This is a genomic window from Shewanella sp. KX20019, assembly GCF_016757755.1.
GTDB lineage: Bacteria > Pseudomonadota > Gammaproteobacteria > Enterobacterales > Shewanellaceae > Shewanella.
Genome location: NZ_CP068437.1, coordinates 2,124,783 through 2,149,339, shown reverse-complemented (window position 1 = coordinate 2,149,339; position 24,557 = coordinate 2,124,783). Strand labels below are relative to the sequence as shown.

Genomic DNA, 24,557 nt, shown 5'->3' with positions numbered 1-24,557 from the left:
GTATTATCAATAGGTCTTTTCATTGAGTACTAATAGCTCTAATCAAATCTGTCGATACGATAAGGGCTCAGTTCTATACTTGCTTGCTCTCCTAATATCTCCTCCGCCAGCAGCTTTGCTGTCACTGCCGCCCACGTTAAGCCAAGATGCTGATGACCAAATGAGAAATATACATTTGCTTGTTTATTACTTCGTCCCAGTACCGGCAAACTATCAGGCATAGATGGTCTAAATCCCATCCAGCGTTCACCATCACTCGCTACAGCATCGGCAAATAGATCTGGCAATAGCGCTTTTCCGTGTGGGAACAAACTATCTGCTCTAGCTGCCACTAGCGGTGCTTTCAAGCCGCCAAACTCAACGGTACCAGCAAGCCTCGTTCCCGCTAACATGGGTGTGATTATAAACTTACGATTGTAAGAAGCCACGGGACGAGAGAGATTACTCTTTTGGGGCATCATAAGGTGGTAGCCACGCTCGGTTTCTAGCGGCACTGAATGACCGAGTTGCTTAACGAACGGTTTTGACCATGCACCAGAAGCTATAACGACAGCATCTGATTGCTCACTACGTCCAGAATGCATATCAAGTTGTATGCTTGAGCTAGTTTTGACAGCGTGGATCTGAACAAGTTCTTCGGTGATAAGCTTACCACCTAACTCCTTAAATTTAGCCTCTAATGCTTTGCATAAGCGATATGGATCAGCTGTATGTCCAACATGAGTAAAATACAGCCCATTGGTAATGCTACTGCTTAATGACGGTTCAAGTGCCCTAACCTCATCGCCATTGAGTAACTTTACATCCACGTCGGCATCGGCGTAGGCCCGATACTCTTTTTCAACCAAGGCTAAGGGCGTACTTTCAAATACTAATAAGCTGCCATTCAGGGTTAGCAAATCTTCACAGTCGCAGAATGCAGTTAATGATTTCATTGCTGCTATAGCATTTTGATTGAGTAGTTTAATCGCTTGGCCATTTTTTGTTCTACGAGACGGTAGCATGTTATGCAAAAACCGAAAAAACCAAGGTAGGGCTTTAAGCAAGTATTGTGGTTGAATGCGAAACGGCCCTATCGGATCCATTAACATTCCAGGCAGTTTAGGTAACAAAGCAGGGTCAGCTAGGGGAAAAACTTGTTCGGTTGCAAAATGACCAGCATTGCCTTTTGAGGCACCTGCGGCCGTCCCTTCTTTATCAAGAATGGTAACATTGAAGCCCACACGTTGTAGTTCAATAGCCGCTGCTAGACCAACAATGCCAGCACCAATAATAGTGACTTTTCTGGGACTGTTAAGTGTTTGATTATTCATATCGTTTATCTACTCTATTGTAGTCGTAACCATTAACGCAGCATAAAGCCATCTTGGAACACATCATCAGGATCAATAAAAAACTGATGTTTCCCAGTAATATATGAGCGACCAGACACTTCAGGGATCACCGCTTGTTTGTCATGAAACTGCGTTGTCGCCGTTGCGCTTACAATCATTCGGCCATCGACAATACTCTCAATCATTAATGGACTATTTAACGCAACCTCCCCCTTTGCGTACAGCAGCGCAATTCGGCCAGCAACACCGGTTCCTGTTGGTGAGCGATCCACTTCACCATCGGCAAAAATACATACGTGGCGAGAGTGCGCTTCAGGATCAGTCACCTTTTTTGAGGTAAATATGGTGCCGTAAAGAAAGCTTAAATCTTCTTCGATAGGATGTGCTAAAGGGTGTGAAGCCATCACTGCAAGCTTGATACGCCTGCCTATATCGATTAATTGAGCCACGTTTTCTTGGCCACATGAAATACCATGGGCGTCTGCATCAACATACGCATAGTATGCGCCACCAAAGCTAATATCATAGGTCACGTCACCAAAACCATCCACCATCACAGTGCAATCTAACGACTCAGCCCATGAATCAACATTTTTAAAGCTTGCATGAATCTTACCTTGTTGGTCACGGTAAGCTTTTGCAGTTATTAACCCCGCTGGCGCATCAATTTTTATCACTCTTTCGCTATCATTTAACTCAATCGCACCCGTTGTACACATCACTTTAACTAAAGCAAGAATGCCATGGCCACACATAGAGCTGTAACCCTCGTTATGCAAAAAAAGCACACCAAAATCAGCGTTCGGTGTTACGGCTTCAGTAATCAACGCGCCATACATATCTGCATGCCCTCGAGGCTCATGCATCAGCAATTTTCGGTATACATCGCAATTTTCGGTAACATATTTGCGTTTTTCTAAAATAGTTTTGCCTTTTATTTCAGGGTAGCCTGAGACAATAATACGCAGAGGTTCACCTTCTGTATGTGCATCTATCGTTTTGAATTCTGTATAAGTGCTTGCCAGCTCTGGACTGATCTCAATTTTTCTCATTTTTAGGTTTTCTCTTGATCTTTTTGCATATTGTATACAATAATGCAAGGGTGATTTAGTTACTCCCAATCGCGTAATGGGGTCTTTTAATTTGTAATTTCACGTATACAATATCCCATAACAAACCATAATTTCAAATGTAAAACGTAGTAATAGAGGCTTAATATGAATGTAAATTGGCAAGGTGTTTTCCCCGCTATCTCAACTCAATTTAATGAAGATGGTTCGATCAATTACGAGTCAAATGCTCGTATGCTCGAAGATCTTATTAGAGATGGAATTGACGGAATTATTGCTTTAGGCACAATCGGAGAGAATGCTTCTCTAAGCCCAGAAGAAAAACGTGAGTTCATCAAACATACCGTAGAAACCGTTAAAGGCCGTATTTTAGTGCTAACTGGATGTACTGAAAATACTGCTGAACTAGCATCTCTTTATGCACAAGATGTAGAGAAACTTGGTGTTGATGGTCTAATGCTACTGCCTGCTATGGTTTACCGTGGCACAGATCGTGAAGTCGTTGCACATTACCAGACTGTTGCTCGCTCAACTAAACTGCCAATCATGATCTACAACAACCCTGTGAGTTATGGCGTAGACATTAATCTTGAGATGACTGCAATTCTTGCAGAAGAAGATAACATTGTAGCCATCAAAGAATCGACCACTGATACCCGTCGCTTAACTGAGTTGCAAAGTCGTTTTGGTGAGCGATTCAGTATTCTATGCGGTGTGGACGATATCGCTCTAGAAAGTTTACTGCTTGGTGCAACAGGTTGGATCTCTGGTCTAACAAACGTATTCCCACGGGAATCGGTAACACTGTACAAACTTGCACGTGCAGGGCGCATCGAAGAAGCACGTGAAATCTATCGTTGGTTCATGCCGCTGCTAAGACTCGATACCATTCCAACGCTAGTTCAGTGTATTAAATTTGCGGAGCAAATTTTAGGTCGTGGTAGTGAAAATGTACGTATGCCACGTTTACCATTAATAGGTGAAGAACGCGCTTATGTAGAAGAAGTTATCGCACTAGCACTCAAAACACGTATTAATCTAGACAAGTACAACATCGACTAAACCTAAGTCATATCTCCAAGCGCTGAGCCTTTGATTAATATCGGCTCAGCACACTAACAATAATAGTGGAGCTATATTTATGCTGAAAGGCACGTTTTTTTGTATTGATGGACACACAGGCGGTAACCCTGTAAGGCTTGTGACCAGTGGTCACCCCCATCTTCTTGGCAAGAATATGAGCGAGAAAAGACAACACTTTCTTCGCGAGTATGATTGGATCCGCAAAGGGCTTATGTTTGAGCCTCGCGGCCACGACATGATGTCTGGTGCCTTTCTTTATCCTCCGTGCTCTAACGACGCTGATGCGTCTATTTTATTTATAGAAACCAGTGGCTGCTTGCCCATGTGTGGGCACGGCACTATTGGCACCGTTACGTCAGCAATTGAATCTGGATTATTGACGGCAAAAACACCGGGGAAACTCATCATCGATGTCCCCGCTGGCCAGATAAAAATTGATTATCAAAAAACTGATGAAAAAGTTGATTGGGTCAAGATATATAACGTTGCAGCATATCTTGCACATAGGGACCAAATTTTAGATATTCCAGGCTTAGGGACACTAAAGGTAGATGTGTCCTATGGCGGCAACTACTACGTTATTGTTGACCCGCAAGAAAACTTTCCTGGATTGCGCCACTGGAGCGCAGCTGACATTCTTCGCTGGAGCCCCATTGTCAGAGCCATTGCGCAAGAACAACTTACTTGTATCCACCCAAATGATCCTACGGTAAGTGGCGTAACACATGTGCTTTGGACTGGTGATACCATCTCTTCAGGTTCCGATGGTGCAAATGCGGTCTTTTATGGTGACAAAGCCATTGACCGTTCGCCCTGTGGCACCGGAACAAGTGCTAGGCTTGCCCAATTATATGCAAAAGGGCATCTGCAAATCGGCGAAGAGTATACCCACGAGAGCATTATCGGCAGCCAGTTTGTTGGAAAAATTGAATCAGCAACGCAAGTCGGTGACTACCAGGGCATTATGCCAAGCATTAAAGGCTGGGCCAGAATGACTGGCAACAACACCATTACCATTGATGATAGTGACCCTTATGCTTTCGGTTTTCAGGTCGTGTGATCAACAATTAATTTATTGAGTACCTAAGTTCAGGAGTGAATATGACAGATTTAGTAACAGTAGCAATTAGTGGTCAGCATTTAATCGATGGTGTTTGGACTGACGAACCACTGCAATTTAACAGTATGAACCCTGTCCAAAACGAAGCCACTGAATGGCAATTCGCATCGGCGACATCAAAAAATATCAATGATGCCGTTAACGCAGCGCAGCAAGCTTTCATTACATATAGACGCACAACTAATGAAAATCGTGCAGACTTTTTAGATGCAATTGCTGATGAGATCCAAGCTGATATCGCTGCAATTACACAAACAGCTCATGTAGAAACAGGTTTGCCAATGGCTCGTCTACAAGGCGAAACAGGCAGGACTTGCGGACAATTAAAGTTATTTGCAAGTACATTAAGAACCCCTATCGAGAATGTACTGATCGACCTTGCTAACCCTGACAGACAACCTCTTCCAAAACCCGACACTAGACTAGGAACTCTACCTATTGGACCCGTTGCGGTTTTCGGCGCATCAAACTTTCCTTTGGCTTTTTCAACAGCCGGTGGTGATACCGCTGCAGCACTTGCAGCAGGTTGCAGTGTTGTTGTAAAAGGACACCCTGCTCACGCGGCTACTAGCGAACTTGTAAGTAAGGCAATTGCACGAGCAAGTGAAAAAACTCAAATCCCTGCGGGGGTATTTAACCTGGTACAGTCAACAGAGCCTCAGTCTTCTACGCTACTAGTTAGCCATAGCGCTATTAAAGCAGTCGGCTTTACCGGATCACTGAAAGTGGGTCGCATTTTAGCTGATCTTTGCGCGGCAAGAGCTGAACCGATCCCATTCTATGGTGAACTGGGTTCAACGAACCCACAGTTCTTACTTAGTGAACTGCTGACACAACAAGCGGAAAGCCTTGCTACGACTCAGGTGCAATCTATGTTGATGGGCCATGGCCAGTTTTGTACAAGTCCTGGGGTAGTGGTGGCAATAAAAGGCGAGGCACTAAATCGCTACCTTGCCACAGTAGCCGAGAAAATCTCACTTGAATCAGCGGCTAGCATGCTAACAGCAGGCATTGCAGCTACCTACCAATCACAAGTTGAAGCGCTTATTAATAATGATGCAGTGGAGCTGATTTCACAGGGTAAATCATCACCGGCAAGCCACTTTACGCGCCCGGCTGCGATTAAAGTCACCGCTGAAGATTATTTAGCTTTAAATGAGCTTCAACAAGAAGTATTTGGACCATTCGCGGTCGTTGTTGTTTGTGATAACCAAGCACAGATGGAGTTAATAGCTGAGCAGATGGAAGGTCAGTTAACGGCATCTATTCATGGACTAGACCCTGAGTTGGCAGAGCAAACTCAGTTAATTGAATCAGTCTCATACAATGTAGGCCGTTTAATATTCAACCAAATGCCTACAGGTGTTGAAGTATGTCACTCGATGAACCATGGCGGGCCATATCCGGCCAGTACCGATAGCCGTACGACATCGGTTGGCACCCAGGCAATGTCTCGCTTCGAACGACCGTTATGTATACAAAACATGCCAATAGCGCTCATGCCACAGAAGTTAAGGCAAGAGCAAGAAAATATCATTACATTCTAAATATTTCAACATATGTACAGGGAAACAAGTTGTTTCCCTTTCATTATGCTTATTTAAGCGGTAATCTAAGAAAATCATCTTGAATAACTAACATAAAAACAGGATATATGAGCAGAATAACGCCTATCGTTCATAAAACACGCACCCAAGTTGTTGTTGAAGTATTAAGGGAGAAAATCCTCTCAGGTGAAATCGCTGCGGGTATGCCATTACGCCAAAGTGCCTTAGCCGATGAAATGAATGTAAGCAGGATCCCAGTTCGAGAGGCATTACTGCAATTAGAAGCTGAAGGGTTAGTTAAGTTTGAAGCTCATAAAGGCGCGACTGCGACTACTTTGTCGGCTGTCCAAGTCACTGAACTATTTGACTTAAGAGCATTAATAGAGACAGATCTATTGGCAAAAGCTATCCCCAATATGACTGAAGATGACCTCGCAGAAGCTGAGAGTATTTTGGACTCGCTTGATGTTGCTTTTCAAGATAAAGACCAAATTGAAAGCTGGAGTGGGTTAAATTCCCAATTCCATACTTGTCTATACCGCGCTGCAGACAAACCCCATACAATTGAAGTCGTCAATGGGCTTAATACCAACTGCGACCGATACGTCCGCTTGCAGCTTTTTTTAGCGAGCGGTATTCCTAAAGCACAACAAGATCATAGAGAATTGCTAGACTATTGTAGGCAAGGTGACGTTGATAATGCGGTAGCGTTGTTACGCAGTCACATCCTGCATGCTGCAGAAGCAATTAGAATTTTGGTTGCTCAACAAGAGGGCTAGCTCACTGTTGAGTGCTAAAAGACTTGTTAAGCTTTACTAATACTGATTGACAAGGCAGACCTCAGGTTCTGCCTTTTTATTTTTTGAGAGATATCCTAATGCAGTACGCTACGATTACAGGTTGGGGAAAGTGTGTTCCGCCCGCTACCCTAACAAACCATGACCTTTCAACATTTATTGAAACTTCTGATGAATGGATAAAACCTCGCACAGGTATTAGCCAACGTCATATTAGTCATGTAAATACCTCTGAGCTTGCCTCTGTTGCCGCTCAAAGAGCACTTGCTGCCGCAGGTATTGAAGGCAGCGACCTAGACATGATTATTCTAGCAACAGCTACACCAGACACATTGATCCCGAATATCGCTTCAACGGTTCAAGCCAATGTGGGTGCAACCTGCGCTGCGTTTGATATCAATGCAGCATGCAGTGGTTTTCTTTATGGGCTAGGCCTAGGTAGTTCGCAGATCAAAAGCGGCCAATGTAAAAAAGTCCTTGTCATTGGTGCTGAAAGACTATCGTTCTTCTTAGATTGGTCACGTCGTGAAACAGCGGTTTTATTTGGTGATGGTGCTGGAGCTGTCGTGCTTGAAGCAACTGACGAAGCGATTGGTGTCTTGGGCTACGAGCTTAATAATGACCCTGCTGGTCGCGATATTCTTAAAGCTGGCTTTGGTACAGCAATGGACAGGTTTGAAGCCTCTTCACTCGATTTTTATATCGAATTTAACGGTCAAGAGATTTTCAAACGTGCAATTGCTGGCATGGGCAAGTTAAGTACCAAGGTCATTGAGAAATGTGGTATCGATAAGGAAGATATCGATTGGGTGATCCCTCATCAGGCTAATGAACGTATTATCGATACGCTGATTAGTCGTATGAAGATTCCCAAAGAAAAAGCATTTAAAAATATTGCTAATTATGGCAATACCTCAGCTGCTACGATTCCGATTGCTATTTGTGATGCTCTTGAGCAAGGTAAAATTCAACCACATCAAACAATACTGTCTTGTGCATTTGGTGCTGGCTTAACCTCAGCTGCAGCGTTAATCAAATGGGGTGACAGAGTGACTCCTATCAATATTAGTGATGCTGAGCTACCACCTTGTGATAAAACGGGTATTGAATTGGTTAGCAAAGCGGTAAAGCACTTCTGTAAATAGCTTAGCCTTAAAAGATTGCTTAATAACACCGACCTAACCCGTCGGTGTTTTTGTATTAAACAATCGCTTCATCCCAATAAATAGCCTCTTTAAAGTACATTCCAATCTCATTATTCAGTTTACTAAAACTCGATAAGGCCTTCTCTTCTCCACTTAAGCAATGCCAAACGAATCGATGACAGTTATTGTCTAACAGATCGTATTCTCTATAAGTGAATATCGCTTGTTTTGCTCGTGCTAAGATCTGCTCTCCCACTAACGGCTGGTGAAGATGATTACAGGCTTGAAAGACCCGACTGCCACTTCTGCCAACAAGAAAGCGCCGAGTGGAAACTGCGCGAATTAAACCACTGCCATGTAGCTCCACTAAGGTGTCATCCCCTAACCAAATTCCCGTATGCTCAATGACCCCAAACACGAAGCAGCAGATGATCGAACCGGGTTCAAGCTGAACTTTCTTGTCGCCTGTATGCCATAGGCTCGGTGACAGTTCGGCACTTGCCCCTGTCGTATGATCTGCTACAGCATTGCCATGCAAACGTTTCTTGGCAATCTCTTTTTGCTTTTCTCGTTCATCAGCAATCAAAGCGGCACCAATCGCTGCAGCGCCCAACCAAACTAACGGTAACGGCATAAAAGTCCCTATAGATCCAATTCACTTAATATTAATAAGTTATAGAACAGTTACTAATTGAAGAAGCTTAAATATGTAAGCAAAACTACGTTCAAATTATTAATATTTCAAATTAAAGCCGTATCGACAACAAAATATCACAGCAGCGTTAGTTAAGTGGTGGTAAATGGTAGTGCAACAAAGGGCTGTCATTTCTTAGTTTGAATGTGCTGAACTAGAGCAGAGATACGCCATTGAGGCTTTTCTTAACGAAGAAGATCAAACAAATTCAGATCATCTTTACCAGCTATTCCCACCATTTGTGCCAACAGCAACTCACCACATGCTAAGGCATCAACAGTCGCATTATGCGCAGCATAAATAGGCAGATCATATCGGCGCCGACACGCATCTAATCTTAACGAACCTTCCTTAAGCACTTCATGTTGCCGTAGTAAGCGACTTCGCTCTAACGCCATGGTATCAATCGCAACGAAAGACATTTTTTCACCTAAGCTACGGTAGATCTCAGCTTTAAGAAAGCACATATCTAGAGGCGCATGATGTGCGACTAATACATGACCTTGAGTTTGACTTAAGAACCAATCCATCGCCTCTTTAGCTGAAATTGCTGTTGCTAATTGTCTATCGACAATGCCATGTATTGCAGCGCTGTCGCCAACGCTACCGTCTATACTCACCAATTTGTGCTGTGCTTTTCCAAGTTGTAACATGCCGTTGTGAATTGGAACCAAACCAATACTCAAAATCTGGTCAAATTTAGGGTCCAAACCGGTCATTTCTAAATCAATAGCCATTAACGGTATTTGCAACAAGGGTTTTGATAAGTTGCTTAATACTTCACGGTAATAGTGTTTAATGCTTTTATTACTCGTTTTGAGAGTACGCCATCGCAACTTACTCTTAAGGTAGATACTCTTCAAAAATCTAGTAACTCCGCATCATTTTCAGTTTCAGTCCTACCTGCCCATCGTGTACTACTTTAAAGGCATCTCTTAATTGATGCCGTACTAAAGACGATACGTCCTTCGGCATCAGGTAGTTAGTTACGGGCTTTGCATGAGTATATTGATAACCTTGATTAGATAGCCGCATATGAGCAATGAACTCATGGGCATCCGCAAGATTTAGTGCATCTTTGCGGTTTATGATATCTTGATCCATTAAGGCTCTAATTCGTTTAGCAGTGTTAACCTCTTTAATGCCAGCAGATAATGCATAAACCCGCGCAATATCATTAATCAAAGCATTACCTTTATGCTTTAGATCGATTCCTTTTACCTCGGTGCCATCGCGCTCCAACACAAATTGTCTAAAAAAGCCTAGCGGTGGCGTGCTCGTTAAAGAATTACCTGTCAGACCCGCGAGGAAAATATCATTGCTTTTGGTGTTTTTAAGGACCTCATCTTGCAAACCATCAAACAGAGATTGTGGCCCAAACACTGCTCGCATGTCGAAAAATATACTGCAGTGCATCAAGGCTTTTGGATCGGGTGTATTAACCCACTTATCAAATACAGCGCGCCAACGATTGAGGGACATTCTCCATTTTGGGTTTTGCGCCATTATATCGCCAGGGCAATAAACATAACCACACTCATCAAGCCCAGCACAAACTGCCTTCGATAAAGCTTCAAAATAGCCTTGCGCAGCCTCATCCGGTTCGTGCGCAAGTAGCAGGCCATTATCTTGGTCTGAACACGCAGCTTGGTCTTGCCGGCCTTGAGAGCCAAAGGCTAGCCAACAAAATGCCATAGGAGCTTCGCCCAATATCCGCTGATTAAGTACAATGAGGCGCCTTGTTAATGCATCGGTTACAGAAGTTAACACTCGTCCTATCTCCTCAGCTCGTGCATCAGCGCTGATAAGGTTTTGCAGGAGAAGTGGTATTTGCTTGCTGACGAGAATCAAACTAGGAAGATCTTTTTGCCGCTCTATTTCTCCAATTAACAATAAGGGCTGCGAACTCTGACCGCGTAAAATGTCGGTACTGGTAATAACCCCTTTGGTCTCGCCATTGTCGACTACGGGCAGGTGATGAATATTATGCTCACTCATCAACAGCATCGCTTCAAATACCAGGGAGTTTGATTCAATTGAGATAGGGGTTGTTGTCATGGCTTGATGTACAGGCAGCTTGCCATCTAGGTTTTCAGCCAAGACACGGTTACGTAAATCTTTGTCGGTCAAAATACCAACAAGTTTACTGTTATCAATCACCAGCACGGAAGATACGCGTGATTTTCTCATCAATTTTGCAGCATCTGCAACGGAGGATTTCATATCGATCATTAATGGAGAATGAGACATTAATGTGGTTATACGGCTCGTGGTTGTCAACTCTCTTGCTTTAAATCGACCTTGATGCCTTAAACGCTTGGCAAACGCCTTATTAAAGAATCGATCAAACTGACGGCTTTTAGTTCGCAGTAAGTTAAATATGTCAGGTGGTAAATGGTATACCAAGCCATCTTCCAAAATAGCAACTCGGTTACTCGCTTGCTCACCAGACAACAAAGACGGAAAGCCGAAATAGTCACCTTCACCAAGTCTATCTAATAGTTCTCCACTAATGTCTCTAACTTCGAAGGCGCCGCTTCTAACAATATATAGCTGCGGATGTGACGGGTCCAAAGGAACAAAACTTGACGCTTTACTGTAGTAACCTACGGTTAAGGAACGACAGCAAGTTGCTAACGTGGCCTCATCAAGTGACTCAAAGGGTACGCTTTGTTGTAAAAACTGCACGATGGGTTGTAATTCACTTGCATCCATTTAACGACTCCCTTGCTCACATCCTCTATTTTCAAAGACCACTATAGCGGTTACACCATCACTTGGACTATTCGACTAAAGGCCAGTGACAATAAATTACCCATAAAAAAAGAGCGCTTAATGCGCTCTTTCTAATCACTTTAGTCATCGGAACTAGTGATCTTGTGCTCCACCTGAACCTTTAGGGAAACGAATAGATTCAACCATGTCCACTACATCTTGTGGTACAGCTGATGTCACCTTGCTGACACCGAAGGCGACGGCAAAGTTAACCATCATACCGAGCATGCCAATACCTTCAGGTGAAATCCCAAGGAACCAGTTATCACTGCTGTTCGCACTAGGGTTAACAAACTTGAAGTAAACAATATAAGACGCGGTGAATAATAGACCAACTATCATGCCAGAGATTGCGCCCTCCTTGTTAACCGTCTTAGAGAAGATCCCCATGATGATTGCAGGGAACAGTGACGATGCAGCCAGACCAAAAGCTATCGCAACAACCGCAGCAACAAACCCTGGTGGATTAATACCAAAGTAACCTGCCATCACAATACCCAATGCTGCTGCTATCCGCGCATACATCAACTCTTTCTTATCGGAGATATCGGGCATTAAGTTTTTCTTCAGTAAGTCATGTGATACCGAAGTCGAGATCACAAGTAGCAGACCCGCTGATGTCGATAGCGCAGCAGCCAAACCACCCGCAGCAACGAGCGCGATAACCCAAGCTGGAAGATTAGCAATTTCAGGGGTCGCAAGCACCATGATATCACGGTCAATCTTCATTTCACTTTCAGCACCTTTAGCGTAATAAATCTTGCCGTCTTGGTTTTTATCATCCCATTCAATTAGACCTGTTTTCTCCCAGTTCTTAATCCATTCAGGAGCTGTTTCATAGGCAACACCCGTTGACTCAGGTCCATTGATGGTTTCAATCATGTTTACACGAGAGAAAGCAGCTAATGCTGGGATGGTGGTGTACATAATAGCAATAAAGACTAATGCCCAACCTGCTGATACACGTGCATCCTTTACTCTAGGTACGGTAAAGAAACGTACGATAACGTGCGGGAGACCCGCGGTACCGAACATCAAAGCACCGGTAATAAAGAACACATCAATCATGCTCTTTGAACCTTCAGTGTATTGCGAGAACCCAAGTTCAGCTGACAAACCATCTAACTTATCAAGAAGATAAACTCCAGTACCATTACCCGCAGCATCGATTAGTTCAGCACCAAAGCCAATTTGAGGAAGAACATGACCCGTCATCATCACCGAGATGAAAATTGCAGGCACCATGAAAGCAAAGATAAGTACGCAATACTGTGCAACTTGAGTGTAGGTAATACCCTTCATACCGCCTAAAACAGCATAGAAGAACACCACTGCCATACCGATATAAACGCCAGTTTCTACTTCAACCTCTAGGAACCTTGAGAATACAACGCCTACACCACGCATTTGTCCGGCGATATAGGTGAAACAGATAAAGATGGCACAGACAACCGCAACTGTACGTGCGGCTTGTGAGTAATAACGGTCACCAATAAAGTCAGGCACGGTAAACTTACCAAACTTACGTAGGTAAGGAGCCATACAAAGCGCTAGCAGAACATAACCCCCCGTCCAACCCATTAAGTATACTGAACCGTCATAACCGGTAAACGACACGATACCGGCAAGCGAGATAAATGATGCAGCCGACATCCAGTCAGCTGCCGTTGCCATACCGTTCATCACAGGGTGAACACCGCCACCAGCAACATAAAATTCTTTAGTCGAACCGGCTCGCGAATAGATCGCAATACCGATATAAAGGGCAAAAGTAACCCCTACAATCAGATAAGTTAGTGTTTGTACGTCCATTTCATGGCTCCTTAAATAAGTTCTTTGTAATTAGTCTTCATGCACATCATATTTTTTGTCTAACGCATTCGCTTTTGCGACATAGACAAAAATAAGCGCAACAAACACATACATAGCACCCTGTTGTGCAAACCAGAATCCCAACTTAAACCCCATGAAATGGATCTCATTGAGTACATCTACTAATAAAATACCGCACCCGAATGATACTGTAGCCCACACGGCTAACAATCCGAGTACTAGGCGTAAATTTTCACGCCAATAACCTTCTGCCTTCTCGTTGCTTTCAAAACTCATAGCGACTCCCCTGTGCTGATTTTTATATTAAGTCAGGGTTTAATCTAACAACCATGGGCCGAACAACAATCACGACCTTAGTCTAACGCTTAGGGAAACTTCAACTCAACAAAGTGAATAACCAATTAAATACAATACCTTACAGCGTTACGCGCACGTAAAGCCGCTTGTCTTTCGAATGCTAAATTAGACCAAGGTATTAGCCATTTTCATATTCAAGATACAAAAAAGCCCACTTAAAGTGGGCTTCTCATCACTATTTAACCCTTAGTCTTTAAGCTCACTAAGATATTTAATCATCGCTGCTAACGCTTCTGGTGACCGAGGCTGCACCTTAATCAAATACTGGCCGTTAACCACTAATGACGGCACACCACTAATTTCAGCTAACTGGGCTTGAGTGTCATAGTTCATCAAGGCAAGCTTTGCATCAGCCGAATTCATCGCGCTGTCGACCTCTTTAGCATCTAAGCCTTGGCTAACAAAAAACGCTCTTAGTTGATCTGGGCGGTTAAAAGCTTCCCCTTTCTCATGAATACGGCTAAAGATACTGCCATGAACCTGCTTAGTGACATTAAATTTCTGCGCTAAATAATAGGCTTCTTGACTTAGTATCCAACTAGTACGTCCCGCACCGACTGGAGTTCTTTCAAACTGGATGTTGTTTTCCAGCAGATGCGCCGTCTGTTCAAAAAGCGGGTCTTGTCGATAACAATGGCCACAATTATAGGAAAAAAACTCTCTGATCACAGGTTTTTGTGTTTCAGGGATCCCGGCGATTTTAACGTAATCGATTCCCTCTACATATGGCTTGGCATACGCACTTTGTAGCGGTAGTAACAGCGTAAATATCACCAATAACGCACTACCCAGAAATGCTTTTAACGGTTTCATAATTATCCTTAATACTTAACAGGCGACCAGCATATCCATTGGATCACTGAACTGATATTCAAAATTTAACTCTTTCGTTAATCTATCACTACTAATGATCTTGCCGCCACTCATCTCCTTAGTGAATTGAGGTGCGACTAAGTCCAAATCTAAACTCGCTTGTTGATAAAAATCCTGGCGTGAAGGATGCTTAGGCGCGCAAACATTATAGATCCCTTCCGAGCTTGGCTCAAAAATCAATTCAGACACGGCACGTATGCAATCAGTTAAATGGACGATGTTAACCGGTGCTTCTGGCTGAGACATACCGGTTTTTCCTGCAAGAAAACGCCCAGGATGGCGCTTCGGTCCGACTAAACCGGCAAAGCGAGCAATACAGCTATTAGTGAGTCCGGCAAACATCGCCTCCGCTTGTAACAGCTTATCGCTAACTTCAGAATGGACAAGAGCATCATCTTCAGTCATTCGTTTTTCGACTGAAGGATAAACCCCTGTGGTACTGATAAAGATGATCTTCTGATAACTGATATCGCGGATCAAGCTGGTTAGTCTTGCGAGCTTTACTAAATAACCCTCTGGATCGTTTCTTAAACCGGGTGGGATATTAACCACTAAACAATCAGTATTGAGTGCAGCTTCTAAGGCGAGTTCACCTTCTTCTACCTGTTCGTCAAACGATAGGTCCAATGTAAAGCCGTTAATACCATACTCAGTAAGCGAATCAGCCTTTTCAGTACTGCGCTTACTACCGTTTACCCTTATGCCTTGCGTTACCATTGCTTGTGCTAATGGCAGGCCAAACCAACCACAACCTACAATACAGACTGACTTTATCATCTCTATCCTTAAACTAATTACACAGAGCTGAAATAAAAACTAATATCAGCACTGGGGTCCAATACCTTTAATGCTATTTGACTTAACTCATCAATTTTTATCACTTTCTCAATCGACACATCTTCGTTAATTAAATAACGTAGCGACGAATTGTCACCGCTTTCATCACATGCTAGCACGTGGGGTTGCTTCACTATAGATGTTGTTACCAGCACTTTTGCCACTTGAGAGTTTGATAGCAACACCAGCGTACCAGGAGGATAGATCCCAAGCACTTTAACCAGCGCTGAAATCAACCTAGGTTCATGTTTTCCGGCTCGATTTTTAAAGAGGTACCCTAAAGCAACTTGAGGAGAACGCCCCCCGCCCCCTTTTAGCAACATCTCAAAATCATTGGCAAGCGCAACAATCTGCGTTGTGATTGATATAGCTGAACCTTTCAGTCCATTAGGATAGCCGCTGCCATCAGCCCATTCATGATGATGTAAAACGATATCGAGCACAGCTTCAGGAAATAGATTCTGTCTAGTCATCATGTCATAGCCAAACTTTGGGTGCATCTTTAAGAAGTTAACTTCATGATCAGACAAATTCGACTTTTTCCGCCGGATAACATCAGGCACTTTCCGTTTGCCAATGTCATGGAACAATGCCCCCATCGCCATATCGCGTAATTCAGAATCAGTGCAACCGAGCAAACTCCCAAGCATCATCGATAATACCGCAACAGATACGCCATGCTCAGTAATCGCGCTCTCTTCACCACTACTGACTAAGGCAAGATGTGGTGTTGGCGTTTCTTTAAGATGATCCATAAGGATTTCAACTAGAGTCGCTGCAGAACGGTAGGCCCCTTCAGGTTCAGCAGTTATTTTTGAAAATGCTGTGCGACATTCAATACCGCACTTTTGAAATCGTTGCTGGCTAACCCTTAATGATTTTCGCAGAGCTAAAAGCCGCTCTTTTGCGTACTCTTCTGCGGACTTCTCTACCGCAGCGACTGCCGGCTGTGCAGCAAGCGTAGCTTCTAGTGCTTTGCCAGCGATTAAATACACATAAGAGATATTTAAGCTTTTAATCAACTCTATCTGCGCTGCGGTTTCAATCACGAATTGATTAAACACAAACGGATGATTAGTCCATAACAGCGGTAACTTAATGGTTAATCCAACGCTTAATTGTGACAAAGGTAATTTAACGTCCTTGGACATTACTGATTGCTCCAGTGAAAATGCACTCGCTCAATAAAGCGTCTCACTCTTGAATAGGTGTTTAGAACCAACGGCTTTAGTAGTGATTAAATTGACGCTAAAGTATTTGGATATCGATTTTACTTATGCCCAGATAATAATAGCTTTCCCGTCATAATAACAGTTAGAAGTCAATTTTATGACAGCTGCGATTGATAAACCGCAGTTCATTTACAATGGAATAGAAGATTGCCCAATATTTGATCAACCGTAGAAACGAATGCATTAGCAACCACTCTTTTGAATGTTAGCAATTTATTCTTAACTCAATTCAGTTATAACTTATAGCGTAATCATTTCACACTTTTGCAACAATCGCAGTAATGGATATTGTATACAACCGTGATTATTGTATACTAACGCTGTTCTTTGAAATTGATAGCCCCGACTATTCGTTTCAAAGGCTAACTGTCAATTGTCCTTTATGAAGGCGAGTAGTAATCGAGTTCTGCTTATTACTTAACTGAAAAAGGTTTTTTGTTAACATCCCCGGATCATCATATCGAATGCTGTCGATATTGCAGATTCTTTTGACGCTGTAATTATACAGCGTCTTTTTTTTATCTTTTATTTCATTAGCTTGACACTAATGCAAAGACCAACATTCTTATCTAACTAAAAAAGCAGAGGTCATGGCTAAGTTAATTCAGTTGAACTAACCGATTCAATTTAACGGTTAGTCATAGTGTCAAGAAAGAGGTAATGAAGTGAATATTAGCAGGTGAAATATCTAAACTTGTGCTTTCCAATCAGAAAAATAATGCCTCAACCTCTTCGAGTTGAAAATATAAAGCGTGCTCCAAAACAGAAATAGCGAGTCTAATCCGACGCTCCAGCTATAAACATAGTGTGCATGCAGTATCCGCTGGATCAGTAAACTTGCATCGATACACAATAGTGCCAGTAACAACCATTTCATATAAGGAAATAGTGGCCGTACCCACTGAGGTTGACGTTTCCTTTCAGCAATAATGGCCGCGTAGACGACTAAGGCTCCAGCCCCTGCCATTAATGCCATTAAAAAGTCGGACTTTTGCGGGTAAACCAACGCGACCAGACCAGCCCTATCACTTGCTTGGGTTAAAGACGCCACTAATATGCACCAACCACGCGCCAAAAACACCAATATCAGGTATAGCATCAGCGGAGGTTTGATATGGCCTTTATCGTCAAGCCAGGTAATATTGCTAAAATTCAAATCATCTCCTTTGAGTTAAAATCGGTCGTAGCACCTCATACAATCACCTTGTGAAGGGTCACTACCCATAAAGTAGATATGGTGTCAGAGTTAAAAATTTCAATGAGCAGAAAACAAAAAGCTCCTTAAAAAGGAGCTTTTGTTTACCGTGACTGTTGTTAAGACAAGATTGCAATCAATGCTTCTTCATCGATCACTTTTACGCCTAGCTCTTGTGCTTTGGTTAGCTTAGAACCTGCCGCTGCGCCGGCAACCAAACAATCAGTATTCTTCGATACACTGCCCGCCACCTTGGCACCGAGTGCTTGTAGCTGTGCTTTAGCATCGTTGCGGTTGAGCTGGGTTAATGTCCCGGTTAATACCCATGTTTGCCCTTTTAGCGATAAGTCCGCTTCAGCTACCTCTTCGATCTCAGGCCAATAAATGCCAGCATCGATGAGCTTATCAATAACCTCTAAGTTATGAGGTTGTGCAAAAAAGTGCTCAAGATGTGCCGCGACGATAGCGCCAACATCATCGACTTTAATAAACTCTTCTGCATTTGATGCCTTAAGAGCGGCTAATGTCTTAAAATAGGCAGCAAGGTTAGCCGCTGTCGCTTCACCCACCTCTCTTATCCCTAATGCATATAGGAAGCGGGAGAAGGTTGTCTGTTTTGCCACATCGATGGCTGCCACTAATTTAGTGGCTGACTTCATCCCCATACGCTCAAGCATGGTCATCGCAGAGGCTGTGAGCCTAAATAGATCGGCTGGGCTTTCGACCAACTCTTTATCGATGAGTTGCTCAACAACTTTATCGCCCATACCGTCGATATCGAGCGCCTTTCTAGAGGCAAAATGTTTAATGGCTTCTTTCCGTTGTGCTTCACAAAATAGTCCACCGGTGCAACGGGCTACGGCCTCACCTTCAATGCGTTCCACTAGGCTTTGACATACAGGGCATTGTGTTGGAAATTCTATTTCTTCTGCGTTTTCAGGGCGTTTATCAGCAACCACGGCAACAATTTGTGGGATAACATCACCCGCGCGGCGAATAATTATCGTATCGCCCATTTTAACCCCAAGCCGCGCTATTTCATCGGCATTATGCAATGTGGCATTTGATACGGTCACGCCGCCAACAAATACCGGTTTAAGTCGGGCTACTGGCGTTACAGCACCGGTGCGACCCACTTGAAAATCGACCCCTTCAAGTAGCGTCATCTCCTCTTGCGCTGGAAACTTAAACGCGGTTGCCCAGCGTGGCGCTTTAGCAACAAAGCCCAGACTGAGTTGATGTGCAATCTGATTAACCTTGATGACCACACCGTCAATTTCAAATGCTAAGCTACTGCGGCGCTGTTGAATATCATGGTAATACTCCATCACTTCAGCAACCGACTCACAGACTTTGACCTCTTGGCTAACGGGCACGCCCCATGAGCGAAGCTGTTCTAGCTGGCCATAATGGCTATCGGCAAGCGCCCAAGTTTCTGGCTCCACGACCCCTAATGCGTAAGCATAAAAACCTAATGACCGACTGGCGGTAATTTTACTGTCTAACTGACGTAGGCTGCCAGCGGCGGCATTTCGGGGGTTAACAAACAGTTTGTCGCCTTTGGCTAATGCGCGCTTATTAAGTTCATCAAATGCCTTGTGCGGCATTATCACTTCACCACGCACCTCAACTAACGGTGGGAATTTATCGCCACGTAGCTTTAGCGGTATAGACTTAATAGTCCGTACGTTCTCAGTAATGTTTTCGCCGGTTTGACCATCGCCCCGAGTTGCTGCACGTTCAAATATGCCGTCTCTATAAACAATACTGACCGCTAAGCCATCAAGCTTTGGCTCACAGCAATAGCTGAGTTCTGTACCCACTTTATCGGTGATTCTGGAATGAAATGCGCTAAATTCAGCTTCATCAAACACATTGTCTAAACTCAACATCGGCTTTAGATGAGTAATTTGCGCAAACTTCGCCAAAGCCTCACCACCCACACGCTGGGTCGGAGAGTCGCTACTCGCCAATTCAGGATGTGCTATCTCCAACTCTTTTAGACGCTTAAGCAGCCTATCGTACTCAGCATCTGGGATCGTGGGATTATCATCAACATAGTAATGGTAATTGTGCTGATTAAGTTGCGCAGTGAGTTCTGCAATTTCTAGTTCATTCGCTTTCATACATTTTGTCCACATAATAAAGGCCGCCTAAGCGACCTTTTAAAAACCGGTTTAACAAATAAGTTGTTCTGAGTTAACCCTGCGCTTTAATTCGTTGAATATAATTTTGTTTAGTACTATCGAGCCACTCATCGCGACCACCATCAAGTACTACACCGTTAAGATCATCAGCAATTTGATGCGCAGAATTAAGCATAATCGAAAAGTTTCTCATAGCTTCACCATAGCAAGGTAGCGTCATAAACAACACTACACCTTGTGTGGAGAACTGCTCCATGCTGTCAGGATCAAATACACCAGGCTTAACCATGTTCGCCATTGAAAACAGTACCTTCTCTTTGCCTGCATTGTCTTCATGACGATGGAATATATTCATCTCACCAAATTTAAAGTTCAATGTCAGTAAGCAAGGTAACAATTCTGCGCCATTAAGCTCTTCACCCTCTTTAGCCACCACATGCAATACCAACACATCTTGAGGCTCACCTAAAGGTTGCTCCTGCTCTACTTCTTCAGCAACATAGCTTTCTTGGGCAGCCTCATCGCTTAAAACGGCTTCTTCAGCAGCAAATAATGACGGCTGAATCGGCGACGCTTCGACAACCACATCAGTGTCGTCTACTGACAATGAAGGCTCAACGCGAGTATTTTTTGCGGTACGAGCGGCTTTTTGAGTGGGCGCTTCACTTAAACTAAAGGTTTCATCAGCATTCGATTCAAATACCGTTTCGACGGTTTCTGTTACATCAACGTCAGTCACTAATGGAGCAATACCCTGCTCTATATCAGCAGAACCATCAACGCGAGCCTGCACGACTCTCACTTCACCGATACCATCATTATCGAAACCTTGAGCATCTCTACGTTCTCGATTGATATCTGTCATTGGGCTTTGTTTGAACCCTTTAGGCTGCTGCTTTCGTATGGACCAAAAACCATGCACGAGTACGGCAATAATCGCTACCGCACCTAAAAGAAGCAACACCACTTGCAAATTTTCCATTGGTTACCCTGTAATTCCTATGTTTATCCAGCGTCAGCTAACGCCACCGCTTCATCGATATCTACCGCCACAATGCGTGAAACGCCGGGCTCATGCATAGTCACACCGATAAGTTGATCGGCCAATTCCATGGTGATCTTGTTATGACTAATATATATAAATTGTACGCTTTGGGACATCTCTTTTACTAAACGACAAAATCGTTCTACATTGGCATCATCCAAAGGTGCATCAACTTCGTCCAACATGCAAAAAGGGGCTGGATTTAGTCTAAAGATAGCAAAAACTAATGATAATGCGGTTAACGCTTTTTCTCCACCCGAAAGAAGGTGGATTGTACTATTCTTTTTACCCGGTGGTCGCGCCATAATCGTGACCCCAGTTTCCAAAAGGTCGTCATCTGTTAACGCTAAATATGCGCTCCCCCCACCAAATACTTTCGGAAACAAAATCCCTAAATCTTTATTAACCTTATCGAAAGTATCTTTAAATCGACTTTTGGTTTCGGTATCAATTTTTCGAATAGCTTCTTCCAAACTACTCAATGCAGAATTCAGGTCTTCATCTTGACTATCTAAATAGCTTTTACGTTCATTTTGCTGTTCAAACTCTTCAATAGCCGCGAGGTTTATAGCCCCTAAATGCACTATTCTAGCGCGTAAACGTTCCAACTCTTTTTGACGCCATAAGGTACTACGATCAACATCGAGTTTTAACAATACCTGCTCAACATCGATGCCTTGATCACTTATCAAGCTAAATTGGCTATCGATCTGCCCTTTTAACCCCTCACGACGTAACTTTAACGTGCTCATGTTTTGAGTCAAGTCTTCTATCTTCGCAAGCTGTTGTTTTTTATTCGTTCCTGCACTATCGCACAGTTCTTGAAGTCCTGCCTGCTGCTGTCTGATATCACTCAATGCTTGCTGTTGAACTTGTTGAACTTCCAATGCTTGCGCTAACTGGCTTTTTATTGGCAGAGCCTTGTTATTGACACTACCGCTCTCTTTAAAGCTCAATTGCTCAAGAACTTGCTTTTCATTGTGTTCAAGCTCTGCAAGTCGGTGCTTTTGATGATTAACCTTTTGCTCGATTAAAGCGACTTGGGTTTGTATGGCTTGTTCACTATTAAGTCGGGCTTTAAGCGCAATTTCTGAGCTGTTGAGAGACCCATTCAGCTCTTTCAACAAAGTCGCAGCCGCAAGTTTGTCTGATTCGGCTGTTTGCTTGCTTCGTAAGGCTTGCTCAAAAGTACGCTGCAACACTTGTGCGTCGTTTTGTAACTTCCCCTTTTCGGCTGATAACTGCTCCAGCTCTAGCCGCGTATCAGAGAGTTCTTGCAGTAACTGCTTATGCCGTTCATTGGTATCATTAATTGCCTGTAACAACGCTTTAACTTGCGACTGCAAACCGGCTAAAGTGACTTTTTGTGCTTGGATATGTAGATACTTTTGCTGCTGAGAAGCCACCAAGGGCTGTAGCTCTTGCGCTTGCTTAGACAATGCATCTGTTAACAAGCTTAATTTTTTTTCTGTGTCAGTGACGGCATTGGTAAGCGCAGTGTATTCATTTTTAAGTTGCACCAACGAGCTAGAACCTGATGTTTTTTTAACAACAAAATCTCCCCCTACCAGATAGCCATCGGCGGTAGCGAACATTTCATTGCTAGCAAGTTTCACACGTTGTTGTAACGCTTCGTCCTTCGTTTCTAGCCAGCTAACTTGGCTTAACCAAGGCTGCAAATTCACCGGCGTACTGATGACATGGTTAGCCATTGGGTTAGGCTTAAAACCATTACTAATCTGAACTGCATCGTCAAGTAATACTGGAGAATTAAGTACATTGGAGAGTAACAAATCGACTGCAACTTCCCAGCCTGGCGTCACCTCAATGACTTGCCATAGCTGAGTGCACTCGTTGTCATTTTCCTTAGGCAATAGCTGCGAAATAACCGATAAACGTCCCTTTTCATCAGCCAATTTAACTTTTATCGATTCAAGTTCAATTTTAAGAGCGTCGCTTGCGCTTTGACGAGTTTCTATATTGAAACTTAGCTCATCATAAACCTCTTGTTCGCCCTCGCTATCGAGCATCAGCGTATCGCACTGAGCCGTTAACGGGCTCGCCTTTAGTCCAGCAAGCTGTTCGCTCAGTTGTTGCGCTTTTTCCGTTAGCCTTGCAACGAGCTTTTGCTTTTGAGTAAGCTCATTTGAACAGTGATTGAGTTTACTTCGATTCATCTCGACGGCTAAATGCGATTTAGCTTCTGCTTCGCTATGCAACTGAAACGACTCAGAAACGTCATTGTGCTGTTGGCTCGCTGTGGCAAGTTGTGCGGATCCGTTAGCCACCTGACGCTGTAAGTTATCCATTTCAGGAAGAGATTTTTGCTGCTGCTGTTGCAGATTAATCTGCGTAAGACTATCGCTATTAAGGCCCGCTTGGTGAAGCTCTATTTGGTCGGTGATCTCTTGCAGTCGTTGATTTAAGCTATCATTTTGCTGCTGACGATGTTTCAGTGATTGCTCAAGTTTAGCAATATGTGTCTTGGACAAGTAAAAGGCTTCAACTTGTTCATGCTCGCGGTTATCTAATTCATTTAATTTTAAATTTAATTCCGTCAAACTCAATTCAAGCGTCTGTTTCTCTGCTAATAAGCTGGCTTGCTGCACTTCTAACTTGCCGATCTGAAGGTTGAGAACATCCGTTTGCTGATTAAGTTCATGGTAACGTGATACCACCAACTCCGACTCACATTGACGTTCTGATTGCTTTAACTCTCGGTATTGCTTGGCTGTTTCAGCTTGTTCAGCTAGCCTCTCTAACTGCTTAGCGAGTTCTGCACGAATATCACCAAGGCGTGATAAGTTTTCACGCGTGTGCCTAATACGGTTTTCAGTTTCACGTCGACGCTCTTTATATCGAGATATTCCCGCAGCTTCTTCGATGAATACCCTCAGCTCCTGCGGTTTTGATTCAATTAGGCGAGAGATCGTGCCCTGCTCAATAATGGCATAACTTCGAGGGCCCAGTCCTGTCCCCATAAAGAGATCAGTAATATCTTTACGACGACACTTTTGATTATTGAGAAAGTAACTAGAGTCGCCATCTCGGCTCACTTGCCTTTTTATCGCTATCTCTTGATAACTGGCATATTGACCTGCTAATCGATTGTCTTGATTATCAAACAATAGCTCTACGCCTGCGACAGATACAGGCCTTCTGGCTGTTGAGCCGTTAAAAATAACGTCTGCCATCGAGTCGCCACGCAGATGTTTAGCTGAGCTTTCACCCAGTACCCAGCGCACCGCATCAATAATATTTGATTTCCCACAACCATTTGGACCAATAATGGCACTCAAGGGGCTGGGTAAGGGGATTTTAGTTGGATCGACGAATGACTTGAATCCGGCAAGTTTTATCTGTTTAAGTCTCATGATGCCGTTAAGGTCACTTCCACGCTAAGTTATTTAGCGACTAAATTTGAGGGATTTATTCCGATGCTAACTTTACCAAAGCTAACAGCATTTTGTAAC

General features: G+C 43.4%; 19 protein-coding genes. 5 read left to right on the top strand and 14 right to left on the bottom strand.

The window, feature by feature from the left end; genetic code table 11:
- Positions 1 to 38: 38 nt before the first annotated feature.
- Together JK628_RS09460 and JK628_RS09455 are read right to left on the bottom strand one after the other, a co-directional pair.
- Complete coding sequence (locus tag JK628_RS09460; RefSeq protein ID WP_202289234.1) at positions 39 to 1,313, bottom strand: NAD(P)/FAD-dependent oxidoreductase; 1,275 nt, start codon at positions 1,311 to 1,313, stop codon at positions 39 to 41.
- A gap of 32 nt (positions 1,314 to 1,345) precedes the next feature.
- Positions 1,346 to 2,386, bottom strand: coding sequence for a proline racemase family protein (locus JK628_RS09455; RefSeq protein ID WP_202289233.1), 1,041 nt, complete (start codon positions 2,384 to 2,386; stop codon positions 1,346 to 1,348).
- 165 nt (positions 2,387 to 2,551) lie between these two features.
- Between JK628_RS09455 and JK628_RS09450 the strand changes: the two genes are divergently transcribed.
- The 5 genes from JK628_RS09450 (at position 2,552) to JK628_RS09430 (ending at position 8,096) form a co-directional block, all read left to right on the top strand.
- Positions 2,552 to 3,466, top strand: coding sequence for a dihydrodipicolinate synthase family protein (locus JK628_RS09450; protein WP_202289232.1), 915 nt, complete (start codon positions 2,552 to 2,554; stop codon positions 3,464 to 3,466).
- 79 nt (positions 3,467 to 3,545) lie between these two features.
- Positions 3,546 to 4,547: a 4-hydroxyproline epimerase gene (locus tag JK628_RS09445; RefSeq protein WP_202289231.1), complete on the top strand. Its 1,002-nt coding sequence runs from the start codon at positions 3,546 to 3,548 to the stop codon at positions 4,545 to 4,547.
- A gap of 41 nt (positions 4,548 to 4,588) precedes the next feature.
- Positions 4,589 to 6,154, top strand: a complete 1,566-nt coding sequence (locus tag JK628_RS09440; RefSeq protein ID WP_202289230.1) for an aldehyde dehydrogenase (NADP(+)) — start codon at positions 4,589 to 4,591, stop codon at positions 6,152 to 6,154.
- Positions 6,155 to 6,261: 107 nt separating this feature from the next.
- Positions 6,262 to 6,933: a GntR family transcriptional regulator gene (locus tag JK628_RS09435; RefSeq protein WP_202289229.1), complete on the top strand. Its 672-nt coding sequence runs from the start codon at positions 6,262 to 6,264 to the stop codon at positions 6,931 to 6,933.
- A gap of 98 nt (positions 6,934 to 7,031) precedes the next feature.
- Positions 7,032 to 8,096 (top strand): ketoacyl-ACP synthase III, encoded by a 1,065-nt coding sequence (locus tag JK628_RS09430; protein WP_202289228.1) that lies wholly within the window; start codon positions 7,032 to 7,034, stop codon positions 8,094 to 8,096.
- A gap of 55 nt (positions 8,097 to 8,151) precedes the next feature.
- On the opposite strand, the gene JK628_RS09425 is transcribed toward JK628_RS09430, so the two are convergent.
- The 12 genes from JK628_RS09425 to JK628_RS09370 form a co-directional block, all read right to left on the bottom strand.
- The gene (locus JK628_RS09425; protein WP_202289227.1) at positions 8,152 to 8,730 is read right to left on the bottom strand and encodes a lecithin retinol acyltransferase family protein; all 579 of its coding nucleotides are present in this window, start codon (positions 8,728 to 8,730) and stop codon (positions 8,152 to 8,154) included.
- 245 nt (positions 8,731 to 8,975) lie between these two features.
- Positions 8,976 to 9,653 (bottom strand): exonuclease domain-containing protein, encoded by a 678-nt coding sequence (locus tag JK628_RS09420; RefSeq protein WP_202289226.1) that lies wholly within the window; start codon positions 9,651 to 9,653, stop codon positions 8,976 to 8,978.
- 4 nt (positions 9,654 to 9,657) lie between these two features.
- Positions 9,658 to 11,505: a DUF294 nucleotidyltransferase-like domain-containing protein gene (locus JK628_RS09415; protein WP_202289225.1), complete on the bottom strand. Its 1,848-nt coding sequence runs from the start codon at positions 11,503 to 11,505 to the stop codon at positions 9,658 to 9,660.
- Between the two features lie 153 nt (positions 11,506 to 11,658).
- Entirely contained in the window at positions 11,659 to 13,377 is a 1,719-nt protein-coding gene (locus JK628_RS09410) for a sodium:solute symporter family protein (RefSeq protein ID WP_202289224.1), read from the bottom strand.
- Between the two features lie 30 nt (positions 13,378 to 13,407).
- Complete coding sequence (locus JK628_RS09405) at positions 13,408 to 13,674, bottom strand: DUF4212 domain-containing protein (RefSeq protein ID WP_202289223.1); 267 nt, start codon at positions 13,672 to 13,674, stop codon at positions 13,408 to 13,410.
- 267 nt (positions 13,675 to 13,941) lie between these two features.
- Positions 13,942 to 14,568 carry a thiol:disulfide interchange protein DsbA/DsbL gene (locus JK628_RS09400; RefSeq protein ID WP_202289222.1) on the bottom strand — a complete coding sequence of 209 codons (627 nt, stop codon included), beginning with the start codon at positions 14,566 to 14,568 and terminating at the stop codon, positions 13,942 to 13,944.
- A 15-nt stretch (positions 14,569 to 14,583) separates the two neighbouring features.
- Positions 14,584 to 15,405, bottom strand: a complete 822-nt coding sequence (locus tag JK628_RS09395) for an SDR family oxidoreductase (RefSeq protein WP_202289221.1) — start codon at positions 15,403 to 15,405, stop codon at positions 14,584 to 14,586.
- A gap of 17 nt (positions 15,406 to 15,422) precedes the next feature.
- Complete coding sequence (locus JK628_RS09390; RefSeq protein ID WP_202289220.1) at positions 15,423 to 16,616, bottom strand: HD-GYP domain-containing protein; 1,194 nt, start codon at positions 16,614 to 16,616, stop codon at positions 15,423 to 15,425.
- 769 nt (positions 16,617 to 17,385) lie between these two features.
- The gene (locus JK628_RS09385) at positions 17,386 to 17,853 is read right to left on the bottom strand and encodes a DUF2919 domain-containing protein (protein ID WP_202289219.1); all 468 of its coding nucleotides are present in this window, start codon (positions 17,851 to 17,853) and stop codon (positions 17,386 to 17,388) included.
- Positions 17,854 to 18,011: 158 nt separating this feature from the next.
- On the bottom strand, positions 18,012 to 20,018 hold the full coding sequence (gene ligA, locus JK628_RS09380; RefSeq protein WP_202289218.1) for an NAD-dependent DNA ligase LigA: 2,007 nt from the start codon (positions 20,016 to 20,018) through the stop codon (positions 18,012 to 18,014).
- A gap of 73 nt (positions 20,019 to 20,091) precedes the next feature.
- Positions 20,092 to 21,021, bottom strand: coding sequence for a cell division protein ZipA (gene zipA / locus JK628_RS09375; protein WP_202289217.1), 930 nt, complete (start codon positions 21,019 to 21,021; stop codon positions 20,092 to 20,094).
- Positions 21,022 to 21,044: 23 nt separating this feature from the next.
- Positions 21,045 to 24,458, bottom strand: a complete 3,414-nt coding sequence (locus JK628_RS09370; protein ID WP_202289216.1) for a chromosome segregation protein SMC — start codon at positions 24,456 to 24,458, stop codon at positions 21,045 to 21,047.
- Between the last annotated feature and the right edge of the window lie 99 nt (positions 24,459 to 24,557).